9 protein-coding genes and 2 pseudogenes are annotated in these 13,090 nt (G+C 59.4%); 6 read left to right on the forward strand and 5 right to left on the reverse strand.

Translation table 11 applies throughout. The features are described from left to right. Positions 1 to 7 precede the first annotated feature (7 nt). A complete protein-coding gene (locus FJ954_RS10695; protein ID WP_210243315.1) occupies positions 8 to 1,198 on the reverse strand; it encodes a PAN domain-containing protein in 1,191 nt (396 codons plus the stop codon). Further along, a complete protein-coding gene (locus FJ954_RS10700; RefSeq protein ID WP_140619259.1) occupies positions 1,182 to 2,759 on the reverse strand; it encodes a hypothetical protein in 1,578 nt (525 codons plus the stop codon). The genes FJ954_RS10695 and FJ954_RS10700 overlap by 17 nt, the downstream gene beginning before the upstream one ends. Before the next feature lie 645 nt (positions 2,760 to 3,404). On the opposite strand from FJ954_RS10700, the pseudogene FJ954_RS10705 reads away from it, so the two are divergent. Continuing rightward, positions 3,405 to 4,427 (forward strand): annotated as a pseudogene (locus FJ954_RS10705) (IS110 family transposase). Positions 4,428 to 5,338: 911 nt separating this feature from the next. Here FJ954_RS10705 and FJ954_RS10710 read toward each other — a convergent pair. Further along, positions 5,339 to 5,800 (reverse strand): hypothetical protein, encoded by a 462-nt coding sequence (locus FJ954_RS10710; RefSeq protein ID WP_140619315.1) that lies wholly within the window; start codon positions 5,798 to 5,800, stop codon positions 5,339 to 5,341. Positions 5,801 to 5,873: 73 nt separating this feature from the next. Here FJ954_RS10710 and FJ954_RS10715 point away from each other — a divergent pair, with 73 nt between their 5' ends. Then, positions 5,874 to 6,629 carry a hypothetical protein gene (locus FJ954_RS10715; RefSeq protein WP_140619257.1) on the forward strand — a complete coding sequence of 252 codons (756 nt, stop codon included), beginning with the start codon at positions 5,874 to 5,876 and terminating at the stop codon, positions 6,627 to 6,629. A 105-nt stretch (positions 6,630 to 6,734) separates the two neighbouring features. After that, positions 6,735 to 7,010: a hypothetical protein gene (locus tag FJ954_RS10720; protein WP_140661300.1), complete on the forward strand. Its 276-nt coding sequence runs from the start codon at positions 6,735 to 6,737 to the stop codon at positions 7,008 to 7,010. A 1-nt stretch (position 7,011) separates the two neighbouring features. Here the strand turns inward: FJ954_RS10720 and FJ954_RS10725 are convergent. Continuing rightward, positions 7,012 to 7,605: pseudogene (locus tag FJ954_RS10725) on the reverse strand (SOS response-associated peptidase family protein). Between the two features lie 743 nt (positions 7,606 to 8,348). Between FJ954_RS10725 and FJ954_RS10730 the strand changes: the two are divergent. The 3 genes from FJ954_RS10730 (at position 8,349) to FJ954_RS10740 (ending at position 11,369) form a co-directional block, all read left to right on the forward strand. After that, positions 8,349 to 9,317, forward strand: coding sequence for a helix-turn-helix domain-containing protein (locus FJ954_RS10730; RefSeq protein ID WP_140619313.1), 969 nt, complete (start codon positions 8,349 to 8,351; stop codon positions 9,315 to 9,317). A gap of 134 nt (positions 9,318 to 9,451) precedes the next feature. Then, the gene (adh, locus tag FJ954_RS10735) at positions 9,452 to 10,969 is read left to right on the forward strand and encodes an aldehyde dehydrogenase (protein ID WP_140619254.1); all 1,518 of its coding nucleotides are present in this window, start codon (positions 9,452 to 9,454) and stop codon (positions 10,967 to 10,969) included. Positions 10,970 to 11,036: 67 nt separating this feature from the next. After that, entirely contained in the window at positions 11,037 to 11,369 is a 333-nt protein-coding gene (locus FJ954_RS10740; RefSeq protein ID WP_140619252.1) for a DUF779 domain-containing protein, read from the forward strand. Positions 11,370 to 11,623: 254 nt separating this feature from the next. Here the strand turns inward: FJ954_RS10740 and hemN are convergent, their stop codons facing one another. Then, the gene (hemN, locus tag FJ954_RS10745; RefSeq protein ID WP_140619250.1) at positions 11,624 to 12,973 is read right to left on the reverse strand and encodes an oxygen-independent coproporphyrinogen III oxidase; all 1,350 of its coding nucleotides are present in this window, start codon (positions 12,971 to 12,973) and stop codon (positions 11,624 to 11,626) included. Between the last annotated feature and the right edge of the window lie 117 nt (positions 12,974 to 13,090).

Consider the following 13,090-nt stretch of genomic DNA (forward strand, 5'->3'; position numbering starts at 1 on the left):
ACGGTCATCAATTCCCCGCTGTCTTGCTCCCCGAAGCCACCCCCTTAAACAGGGCCAGCGAGTCTACCCGATCCAGCATTGAACACATCTTGTTCGGGGAATCGAAATTGAAGCCCAAGCATTTCTGATCCATCGCACATGCCATGACACAATCGGCATATGCGCTAGGGACGTTCGAATAGGACTCACCCACCACAACGGTGTTCTTGTAGAAAACGAGACTGGAGTATTGAAGTTTACCCCCAACAACCTGCTTGGCTGCCATGGTGGCATCTGGATCCTTCACCAAAACAGATGCGTCCCCTTTCATGAAACATGCAGAGTGCTTTTTGTCGTATGTGATGGCAGCGCAGCGATTGTCGCCCTCGCATTGGGTCTGACATTGGTCGAATGATACATTCCATAGCGGCATACTCGGGAGGTCGGAGCCCATCGCATCCCAGCCATCCTGGGCAACGAGTTTGTTGGCCGCCTCGGCTCGGCCCGCTGGGGCCTCGTAGTCATTGGCGCTGAAGCTGCTTTTGTCGAGCCATACGCATTTCGAAGCGAGTTCCAAAGCTGATGCGTCATTCACACCGATGGACGCGAGAGTCATCGAAGGCGACACCGGCGCCTGCGGCCGCGCCGTTGGGGAGGCCCGGTTCACCAGGTCCACATTTACATCGACGCCATTAACAAGCCGGCGTGTGTAACACCAGGCATGGTCCCAAGTCGCATCGTGTTCGTCATTGAAATGATGGCCAGAAACCAAGGACCAATGCGAACCCTGCCAGTCGATTTCTCGAGTGAGGAACTTGTTGAAGTCCGCGGTTACGACGTCAGGTGGTTTTGGAGCCTGAGTCGGAGTTGTCGTGTCCGGTTTGGGAGTCACTTCGGGGGCAGGCGCTTCCGTCCGCTCCGTCTTACTGTCCTGGGGTAATTTCTCCGTTGTTGGTATCCTGTCGTCGCGTTTTTCGGTTTGCGTTGTGTCGACGACGGGAGGCAGCTGGTGGTCTCGCCCGAAGAACAGCGCCGCCCCGTAACCGATACCAACAGCAGCGATCGCGATCGCACCGCCCGTCATCATCCTCCTGAAGGCGTTTGCGCGGGCTATCTTGTCATGCGCTGCAGCCTCAGCCTGCAGCGTCGGGATGGCCGCCTGTTTGACGACCAGATCAACAGCCCGCTCAAAAAGGGCCGTGTTATGCCGGATCAGCACGTTTGCGACCACCCTTTGCAGACACCTTGACGAGATCGGCGACCTCCGCAGGCAAATCCTCGTTCAGCGCCTTTCGAAGAGCATCAGGATCGTCGGTCAAAACCGGCACATAGAGGATTTCTTTCACGACCTTCTCGACGGGAACCTCAACCCGTTTCTCGACCTCCCTGTCGACAACCACTTCAAAAGGGACCTTAACGGTGCGAACACGGCGCCAGCGCCATCTTAATAGCACTCGTCTGATCAGTCTCGACAGCCGGCTCTCAGAGCGGTCTTCGGCCTGTGCTGCAATTCTCTGCAAGCCGAGAGCCACCATGGCAGTGATCGGACCGGCCAATCCGGCAATTACGGCGAGCGAGCCGAACCAGATTGCCGCAACCTTTCCTGCTTGGGCCTCGCTTACTTCCTCCGGCTTTTCGCCGTACCAGCGAGCTGCGATGCGTCGAATCTGGTCTGTTCGAGCGAGCGGGATCCGCTTCTTTTCAAGTTCGCCCAATTGGCTCGCAATTTCGTCGCGCCGCGCCTGATTTGCAGCCAATACCTTATCCTGGGAGGCCTCCGCCGATTGGGCGGCAGCCAACGTACTCCGCGCCTGGTTGAGGCGCTGCTCCCAATCCGCGGCCGTGGCGTCCAGCGACTTTTCGAGGTCACTTCGCCGGTTTTGAAGCACCTGCTTCTGGTCGGTGGTCATCTCGGGGCTTTCGGCCCTCAAGCGGTCGAACTCTGTTCGGGCGGCCGCGATCTCTTGATCTATGGCGACGATTTGCGGTTCGTATTTCGCTTCCATCTTGGTGCGAGGATTGGCAAGTTTTCCGATCTCGTCTTCCCAGTGCTTCACGGACGCAGCATCGCCAGATTCTCGAGCGTCTTTGATCCGCTGGACGAAACTGTCCCTCTGTCTTTCAAACTCCTCTACGGCCTGCTTAACTTTGCCGTCTCGTTCGGCAATCAAGTCCGCTCGCCTTTGCTCGCTCTCGCGAACCTGTTCTCTTGCTCTGGCCGCCTCCGGCGTCAACACAGTGGCAGCCTGGAGTTCCGAATCGACATCGGCGATGCGGTCTTGAATCTCCTTGCGAGCTTTGTCGGCAAGCGCACTCACCTCTTCCAGATCCGCCCTTGCCTTCGCGACCTGGTCAGTCTGCTGCGCGGTCTGATCGGAGGCGGTCAGCTTCGCGCTCTCTCTGTTAAGCGTGTCGATCCCATCGGCCAGCTCCTCATATTGCAGTTCGCGAAGGGTGCCGGCTCGCTCCAGGCCCAGTAAGACCGTCTCAAAAGTGATACCGGCCAAAAGAAGAAGAAACACCAGGATAAACGGCTTCCATAACCAGGAGGCGCTGTACAAAAGGGTGGCTATCGGAATCTTCGTAAGCTCTGCGATCGAGACGATGAAGAACGGCGCACTGGCCAGAATGAGGTCCATCGCGGTTGCAGACTGACTTGCTTCGAAGGCTTGGACGCCCAATACAAGACCCGTGGCAAGGCCAATGATTGAAGCTATGATCTCCAGTGCCCACGCGCCACGGTATGTCCACTGGCCATAGCTGGCCAGCTTCTGGCTCATACTTGCGTACATCAGGCTCCCCGCCTCCCTATATCCCCAGTGCACCTTGCCACTCAACACCGGTCTTTGCATCAAAAATTGCCGTGCGCTTGGTGAATCTCCTTGATTTCGAGAAACATCGTTACTTTCACGCCTGGATATCGATAGAATATCTGTGGGACGACGGGCGCGAATACGGTTGCCCGTTAGCGGTTGAGCAACCCTGCGACGAGAACAAGTATCAACGCCGCGTCGCCACTCGAAATGCGCCGACAGCGCCTCGGACAAAAAAGCTTTGGCGAGGTGGCGGCATCTCGTCGATATTTTCGGCTAACGCCTTCGGGCGCTTGCACCCAAGCTTTCGCGTGAAGCTCAATCCGGTGCCTGGAACCCCGGCATTTATTCGACGGCCCTGAGTCCCGATGTGAGCCCAGCGCGTGAAGGCCACTTCCCCGTCAGGACTAATATAAGTCGCGAAGGCTGGCATTCGGCTTTCTAGATAGTGATCGCATCAAATCGCCCTTCCGGACGAGATGAGTTGGACAGCGGGATGCCAGCTTTAGATGATCTCCTCCTGGTAGCTGTCAGTCCGCTTGTGATGCGGTGGACGGCTCTCCTCCCGCCCTGCGGTATGATCGTTGGGCCAGAAGCTGGAGGAGATCTATAATGGGCAACGTTACGACGATTGGTCTGGATATTGCGAAGTCAGTGTTTCAAATCCACGGGGTGGATGCGGCGAGTGAGGTTGTCGTTCGCAGGAAGCTGACGCGTGGGCGCGTGATGGCATTCTTCGAGAGCCTGCCACGTTGCCTGGTCGGTATCGAAGCCTGCAGCTCGTCGCATTATTGGGCGAGAGAACTGACTGCACGTGGCCATGATGTGAGATTACTGCCGGCACAATATGTGAAGCCTTATCTGAAGCGGCAGAAGAATGATGCCGCAGATGCAGAGGCGATCTGCGAGGCGGTCACTCGGCCGACCATGCGCTTCGTGCCTGTGAAATCACCCGAGCAGCAAAGTGTGATGATGCTGCACCGGGTCCGGTTGATGCTCAACCGCCAGCGCACGCAGATATCGAACGCGTTGCGGGCACACCTATCCGAGTTCGGGATCGTAGCGCCGATCGGGCGGAATGGGATTGAGCAACTGCTCGTGGTCGTCAACGACGAGAACGAGGCCAGGATACCAGCTGACGCGCGGCTATGCCTTGGCATGCTTGAGCGCAGCTCGGGGTCGTGAAGAAACAGATACTCGAGAACGATCGTAGGGTTCGGGCGAATGCGCGTGAGACCGAGCTTGGTCGCAGGTTGATGGAGATCCCAGGCGTCGGCCCGCTGCTGGCGAGTGCATTCGTGGCTACGGTCGCCGATGCGCATGCGTTCAAGTCGGGGCGCTGTCTATCGGCATGGATCGGACTCGTGCCGAAGCAGAACTCGAGCGGGGGAAAGGAGAGGCTCGGCAGTATCTCCAAGGCCGGCAATCGCTACTTGCGGCAGTTGCTCGTGGTGGGTGCGATGGCGGTCATCCGCTATGCCGAGCGCAACGGTACCAGGAGGGCCATGGCTCGTGCAGTTGATGGCGCGGCGAACAGCCAAGGTTGCGGCGGTTGCGTTGGCCAACAAGACCGCCCGGATGGTCTGGGCACTGATGACGAACGGCGAGCGCTACAGGGAGCCGGTCATCGCATAGAACAAGATAAGGCGAGCGATCGCTGACGAGGTTGGAAAGGGCGGACAGGAGCTAATGCACAAAGCCGGTTGATACCGCCGGATCAGGAAAACCCACTGGGGCCGTGCACCTCGAGTGCGAGCTTACGATCGGGACCTGAGACGCGCGAATGGCATTATGGCCAGCGGCACATGATAGGCCGCACCTACAGGTCGGATACATGGCCGCACCAACCAGCAACGGCAACGCTCAAAGAATCCCTTGCCAACGGAGAGCCGTCCATACACGGCCCCTGAGCGGACACTCTTCACACTAGGCTCATCATTTTCAGGAACAGCATCGACCGCGACCAAGATAGCTGCAGCTTGGCAAGCGAACCCGGCGAACATCAGCCAGGCCGCCGCGCGATGAAAATGGAAATCTCGCCCGTCGAGATACCCAACGGGTAGCGCGAAGTCGTCGTGCAGCGCACCATACGCTGCCAACCCACCAGCAATGCCGCGATGGCTGCCGCCAACCCACCATCGCTTCGATTCTTCTCCTTCCGATCCCATTTCAGACGCACAGCTTGAGATGGCCGCTCCGAGGCGCGGCGTGCGCACCATCGACGAGGAGAGCGAAGCCGACGGGAATGCGTAGGCAGTCACAGCATTTTTCTCTCCTGTCTTTCCAGACGATGCGCTTCGCCTCCCTCTATCTCCACGCCGGCGACTGCCGGCGTTCAAGCAAGAACGGCGTATAAGCCGCAGTCCTTCGCGCGTCCGCAACGGTGGACGGGTGTCGCGCGGAGGACGGAGGAAATTCGCCCCCGCCGCGGGCGGTAAACGGGACAGCCGTAGGAGCGTCAGCATAGCGCCGGCCGCAGGACGGGACGCGGGACCGACTGTCCCCGTCCGCGGCGGTCCGCCAGTCTTGCACCGTTTCGGCTCGCCTCAATTGCGTGGCAGCTTGTGAATTTCCAGCCTGACAGGCCCGCCCCTGTCACAACTCGTGCAGAAAAGCGCGCGCTCGACTGAACTGAACAGAGCGCCTTTTCCATAGCGTTCGATGAGCCCGGCAGGCTTTACCGTTGCATGGTTCGAACAGGATCTGCACCAGGCCCGCAACACATGCCATTCGCGAAGATCTCCGAGCGCAATATCGAGACCGGCGTGAACGCTGCCGTCGATGATGGCCTGCGGTGCGATCTTCACTTCGCCTGGTGTCAGGATTTTCTCCATCACATGCCGACTGTTGTAGTGGATCAGCAACATGCCCGGCCGGCGCCGGATGGCGGCTTGCCAGGCTGCCTGACTCACTGTCGAGTCAGGGGAACGCGAAATGGTTTCGGACAAAGCCTGCTCCTCGCGATCCCATACCTCGATCCGAAAATTGTCTTCCGCTGTTTTCGCCATAGCTTCGCCGGCCAGCGCGATTGACGCCGGCCATGGTTTGCTATTGGCTGACTAGCCCAATAGGAGGCGAACCATGGAACTTCGCTTGAACATTGAGGACGCCACGGCGCAGGAGCTTGCGCGCGGTATCGCGGCAGCAGAAGCAGTGTTTGAACGCGCCGGCATTACGGCTTTGCAGGGTGCGGAAGGCCTGTTTGCGTTGGAAAGCTGGGATATTAAGGGCTTTCCCGAGGACGATAAGCCTACCGCGGAGGAGGACCGAGCCGCCACAATTTGGTTGGAGGCCGACGAGGCTGCCGCGGTTGCATGTTGTGCGGGCTGGCCGGAAGAAAAAGTTCCGCACCATCAGATCATGGAATTGATCGACATTCCCCGCACGAAATTGCAAGCTCAAGCGGATCCAGACACCTGGCCGCAGCGGAAGCAACTTTATCCTGATGTCGTCAAACGCCTGGAGATTTCGACCGGTCCGGATCGCCACATCGATTTCGATATTGCCTTCGTTCTCGGTTGGGTTCCCGAGCGGCCGACGCTGGATCGGGTTGAGCCGCTCTCGGAGGATGGCGACCGCATCCCCTTCTTCACCAGTGACCTTGCACAGGTTAAAGAGATGGCACGCAAAGCGCTTAAGGACTGGACCATCGAGATTGATCGAGATCCCTGCGATGCCCATGTTTTCGACCCATTCGCCAGCGATGACGATGATGAATTGCGCATGGCGGCATGGCGCGATTTCGACGGTTCCTTGCATATGGAAAAGCCGCCGGCAAATCCTGCAATCGCGCTGATCTTGGCAATGATGCGCGGCCAGTCCATGCATTTCGAATAGTGATCAAACGCAGGTCGGAGCTTACCAACGCCGTCGGCGATCGATCGCGACTGGCCACACCAGGTTGCGTTGCCGGACGATCTCTGCACCGAGCGGAACTTCACCATGATCGGGAAGTTCTGCCAGGAACGAGGGCTTAAGCACCAAACGCGGCACGTGCAGGCGAAATGGCCGAATGGCAAATATGAAACCTATCGGCTCCACTGCTTCGGCGATGCCGCATCTGCACAGGCGTTCCGTAATCACTTCGATGGGCTGATGTTCGATCCAAGGCGGGATCGGGAGAATGGAAAGGTGCGGGGCGCCTGGCGCCGTACGGGCGAATACACACCGGTTGTCAATCTTGGTCCCCTAAGCGTGCCGGAGATATTGCGCAGCTGAGTCACGAGCTTTCGGGGCGAACTGTCTCCACCGACAGCGAGCCGGCTGGAAGCGGCCGCAAAAGCTCAGCCTCGGCCTTCGTCAGGTTGATCCAAGCCGCCCAGTTCTCGGGCTGAAGGACCACGACCTATCGATTGTGGTACGGCGCAACATCCGGCCCGGGGTCGGTCGTCAGCATGGTGAAGGTGGGCGGCTTGTTGCCGACAGCTTCGCGCCAAAGCCCAGCGACGGCCATGAATGGAGAGCCGTTCAGCGTGAAGCGATGTTTCGCCTTCGGATATTTCGTTTCTGTGAATTCGAAGAACGCTGATGCGGTAACAAGGCAGCGTTGGCTATTCCCGAATTGCCGGCCTTCGGAGCGGAAGTTGAACACCGGGCCGCCCTTTGGTCCTGTCGGTGGAAATCCGAACGTCATCGATGCCAGTTCGATGGCATCGTCTGCAACGCGCATTATCGGCGCTGGATCATTGATGCGGACGTCGTCTGCTTGTGGCAAATCGAGTTCGGTTTGGTGGGCGGGGACTTTGAGCGCAAGCGACGCCATCATCCGGCAATAGTCGGACCAAACGACATGCTGCTCGTAATCGTTGCACATGGACGGGTCCGACCTCAGTGCTCTGTCTATACTACGGAATGCCGACACCCGATGGAAAGCGACCGGCACTCAACCCAAGAATCCCGTTCAACCAGAATACCGGCCTTCTTTGCGGCCTCAACAAGTACCTTGCGAGCACCAGCGGCCTCTTCCAGTCCCTCAATAAGACACCAATGGCATTTTTTCCACAGGAGGGGTGCATCGAAATTGGTACTGCCCTCTTGTGCTTCCGTAGCGCTTCCGCGCAAGCGCGAGGACAATTGCTAAATAATCCTCGGCTAACTATCTGCTATTTATGCTACAATTGGCGCACCCGACAGGATTCAAACCTGTGACCTCGGCCTTCGGAGGTGCGGGCTAAGCGTGGATGGGCCCGTTGCTTTCTTTCGGCCGCGACCTACTGGCCCCGACGGAGCGCAATCGCCTTGCGCCACAATCGTGTGCGGGTTTGACAAGTTTTCCGACCTCTTTTTTTGCGGCAAGACCAACGATTTGACGCTGATTTGCGCACATCAATATCAACGGCTCCTATCACCTGTAGACGTGTGCAGTTGGCGGCCGATGGCGTGCCAATGGAACTCCCGCGGACGGTCTCCGAGCCGCCGGATGGCACAAACTAGTTCCTTCGACGAATTGACAGCTCGGTGACCAACTTGGGAAACAAGCTTCACCATGACGGGCATTTCCCTGAAAAAGAATGTGACCGAACAGACAAGGGAAAGTTTCGAGAGCGGGAGGACAGCGTGAACGGGCACTCGGCCGGCCATCATGAAGATCGCGTCCAGGCTGCGATCAATTCCGACGCGGCAGCAAAATCGGCATTGGTCGCTTCGTGGCAACGCTCCTCGAACCTGCACCGGCTTGATCCCGCCGAGCGCAAATCGCCCAAGCGTCTGACGGAAGCCGAGTTCAGAAGAGCCAGGCAGAGGATAGAGCCGCTGCAAGTGGCGGCGCAGTCCAGCCTCGACAGGCTCTATCTCGCGGTTGGCGGCGTTGGGTGCTGCGTGCTTCTGGCCGACCTCGACGGAGTTCCGGTGGATCGCCGTGGCGCTGCCTCCGACAACGAGACCTTCGAGGAATGGGGACTGTGGACGGGCTCGGTCTGGGGCGAAGAGAGCGAAGGCACCAATGGCATCGGAACATGTCTCGCCGAGCGGCGAGCGCTGACAATCCATCGTGATCAGCATTTCTATGCACGCAATACGCTGCTGAGCTGCACGACAGCGCCGATCTACGATCACGAAGGCAACCTCGCAGCGGCGCTTGACGTATCGTCTTGTCGCGCCGATCTCACCGAGGCGTTCACCAATCTGATCTCGGTCGCGGTCGCGGACGCCGCAAAGCGAATCGAGGCGGAGAACTTTCGCCGGGCATTTCCCCGTGCGCGCGTCCTTCTCCTTCCGGAAACGAATGGTGGGCTCGGCGGGCTCATCGCGATCGACTCCGACGATCTCGTGGTCGGAGCGACGCGACCGGCGCGGATCGCGCTGGGCATTTCCCAAGGATCGCTGACACGAAGCTTGGCCGCAATGGACGTGCTGAGTGGCGCCGAAGGGATGGAAGGCAGCCTCGACCGGGCCGAGCGCGCTGCGCTTCAGAGAGCCCTGGCTCATACCTCGGGGAACATTTCAGCGGCCGCCGAGGCGCTCGGAATCAGTCGGGCGACTCTGCATCGCAAGTTGAAGCGCTTCGAGTTGGGGCGTTCTCACTGAGTTTGCGACCGAAGTGTCTCAGTTCTGCGACACTCGCACGAACGACCTGGTTTCGGCGGCCTGACAATCAGCATCTGCGCAAGCATATCTCCTCCACGCGTCGCATTCCGCGGCGTCAGCTTTGGGAGGTAGATGTGAACAAGGTTGAATTCTCGCGCTCGGTCAGGGTGCCCTTCGACAAGCGTTATGGCAATTTCATCGGCGGCAAATGGGCCGAGCCGCGCTCCGGTCGCTATTTCGAAAACTTCTCGCCGGTAAATGGTCGGTTGCTGTGCGAGGTGGCCCGCTCTGACGCTCAGGACATCGAGGCTGCCCTCGACGCCGCGCATGCCGCCAAGGACACCTGGGCACGCACCAGCGTGGCCGAGCGGTCGCTCATCCTCAACCGCATCGCCGACCGGATGGAGGAAAACCTCGATCTTCTGGCGTGCGCCGAAACCTGGGACAACGGCAAGCCGATCCGTGAAACCACCGCGGCCGACCTGCCGCTTGCCATCGACCATTTCCGCTATTTCGCCGGCGCTTTGCGCGGCCAGGAAGGCAGCCTTTCCCAGATCGACGACGATACCGTCGCCTACCATTTCCATGAGCCGCTCGGCGTGGTCGGCCAGATCATCCCGTGGAACTTCCCGCTGCTGATGGCATGCTGGAAGCTTGCTCCTGCAATTGCCGCTGGAAACTGCGTCATCCTGAAACCTGCCGAGCAGACGCCGGCCGCCATCATGCTGTGGGCCGACCTTGTCGGCGACCTGCTGCCGCCGGGCGTGCTGAACATCGTCAACGGCTTCGGCCTCGAGGCCGGCAAGCCGCTCGCGTCCTCGCCGCGCATTGCCAAGATCGCGTTTACCGGCGAGACCACGACGGGCCGGTTGATCATGCAGTATGCCAGCCAGAACCTGATCCCCGTCACGCTGGAACTGGGCGGCAAGTCGCCCAACATCTTCTTCAAGGATGTCATTGCCGAGGATGATGATTTCTTCGACAAGGCGATCGAGGGCTTCGTCATGTTCGCACTGAACCAGGGCGAGGTCTGCACCTGCCCGAGCCGCGCCCTCATCCATGAAGCGATCTATGACAGGTTCATGGAGCGTGCCCTCAAGCGTGTCGAGGCCATTGTGCAGGGCGATCCGCTCGATCCGGCCACGATGATCGGCGCACAGGCCTCGTCCGAGCAGATGGAAAAGATCCTGTCCTACATCGACATCGGCCGCCAGGAAGGCGCTCAGGTGCTGACCGGCGGCGCGCGCAATGTGCTCCCTGGCGATCTGGCGGGCGGCTACTACGTCAAGCCGACCGTGTTCAAGGGCCACAACAAGATGCGCATCTTCCAGGAGGAGATTTTTGGACCGGTTGTTTCGGTCACGACCTTCAAGGACGACGCCGAGGCGCTGTCGATCGCCAACGACACGCTCTACGGCCTCGGCGCCGGCATCTGGACGCGTGACGGCAACCGTGCCTACCGCTTCGGCCGTGCGATCCAGGCCGGCCGGGTCTGGACGAACTGCTACCACGCCTATCCCGCGCATGCGGCCTTCGGCGGCTACAAGCAGTCCGGCATCGGCCGCGAGACCCACAAGATGATGCTCGACCACTACCAGCAGACCAAGAACATGCTGGTCAGCTATACCCCCAAGAAGCTCGGCTTCTTCTGATCGACTCTTTGGCTCATTGGCGCGGTCCTGGCACGGCCGCGCCATAATTTTGAAATCGGAAAAGACCATGCATGCGAAAGTCTCGGCGACGCCGGCTGCCCTTGAACTGATCGCGGAGATTGTTGCCGGTCATGGCCCGGTGCTGTTCCATCAGTCCGGCGGATGCTGCGACGGGTCCTCGCCGATGTGCTATCCGTCGGCCGGATTCATCGTCGGCGACCAGGACGTGCTGCTTGGCCACATCGGCGACGCACTGTTCTACATCGGGGCATCGCAACTCGAGGCCTGGAAGCATACCGATCTTATCATCGACGTGGTGCCTGGTCGCGGCGGTATGTTCTTCCTCGACAATAGACGGGAGAAGCGGTTCCTGACCCGGTCGACGATCTGCGCCGTATAGGCGAAAACATGCCGGTTTTGATTTCGAGCAAGGAAGGCGCCGTATCGATCTTTACGTTCCGACGATGATCTTCAATCTGCTCATCGGCACCGTCGTCATAAGTCTAACGGTCTTGATCCACCCGTTTGGTCTGATCGCCGTCACGCATGCGATGAGATACTTGGTGGCACGGTTGGTCGACCGCCTATCTGATCGCGGCAGGCACCCGCATCGGCCCGTTCAAGGCTGGCGAACACTTCTGACCGGGCCGATGTTCACACCGCTACCGAATGCCTGGCTTTGCCGGTTTCGAGATATTTGTCGAATTTCGCCGCGACGCTTCTGACAAAGGGGCGACTTTCCACCGGCACGACGAAGCGGTCACCATCAAGTTCAAGCAACCCCTCGGGATCACGCAGGGCGGTGGAGCTTGCCTTGAGCAGAAGCCTTTGGCCAGCTGCGCCAAAGCGCTCCACCAGTTCGATCGCCGAGAACGCAAAATCACACATCAGCCTCTCGATGATCCAACCGCGAACGCCGTCGTCGTCGGAAAGCGCGATACCGCGCACAGCCGCCAATCCACCGTCCGACACCATGCGTCCATACTCCGCGGTCGACGGCATGTTCTGCGCATATCCTTGGCGAAATTGACTGATGGATGATGGTCCCAGGCCGATCAATGTTTCGCAGCGATCCTCCGTGTAGCCTTGGAAATTGCGGCGCAGGCACCCGGTTCGGGCCGCTACGGCCAACGCATCGTTGGGCCTGGCGAAATGGTCGAAGCCGACGGCTTCATATCCCGCGTTCAGCATAAGACAAGCGGCCAGTTGTGATTGAGCAAACCGCTCCGCCGGACCCGGCAACCATGCCTCGTCGATCATCGTCTGATGCTTCTTGAACCAGGGCACGTGCGCGTAGCCAAACAATGCCATCCGATCCGGCTCCAGGGTCAACGCCTGCGCGACGGTGGAGGAGACGCTCTCCCTGGTTTGGTGTGGCAAGCCGTAGAGCAGGTCCAGATTGACCGAAGCGACGCCGCGCGAACGAACGCCGTCCACCACCGCTTTGGTCTGCAAAAAGCTCTGCTCGCGGTTAATTGCCTTTTGCACCTTCGGGTCAAAATCCTGAACGCCGAGGCTTGCCCGGGTCATGCCGATCTCGGCAAGCGCATCGAGCCGAGCATCATCCATATCATTGGGATCGATTTCGACGCTGATCTTGGCGTCCGGAAGGAAATCGAAGTTCGCACGCAATGCTTCACCCAGCATAACCATGTCCTCGGGCTTCAGCATCGTCGGAGAGCCGCCACCGAAGTGGACGGCGCGCACGCCCGCCTTGCCGCCGACAATACGGGCAATGGTGGCGATCTCGGCATGCAACGAGCGGAGATAGGCCGTCACCGGTTCATAGTGACGTGTCTGCTTGGTGTGACAGGCACAGAACCAGCAGAGCCTGTCGCAGTAAGGAATATGCAGATAGAGTGAAATCTCATCACCGTTCTCAAGCGCTTCCAGCCAGCTTCGATAGACAAGGGCACCGACGCCCGGGTGGAAGTGCGGCGCGGTCGGGTAGCTCGTATAGCGCGGCACGTTCTCAGCAAGTCTGGCAAGCAATTCCGGCCGCATGTCTCTACCCGCTCCACTTTGCATGGCGCGACAATGATTGCATTGGACACCGGAAGCCTTGATTTCGGTCAATGCCGTCTTGCCGCGGACAAACTGCCGCAAGGCTTTTTCTCGGAC

This window comes from Mesorhizobium sp. B2-3-15, assembly GCF_006442875.1.
Classification (GTDB): domain Bacteria; phylum Pseudomonadota; class Alphaproteobacteria; order Rhizobiales; family Rhizobiaceae; genus Mesorhizobium; species Mesorhizobium australicum.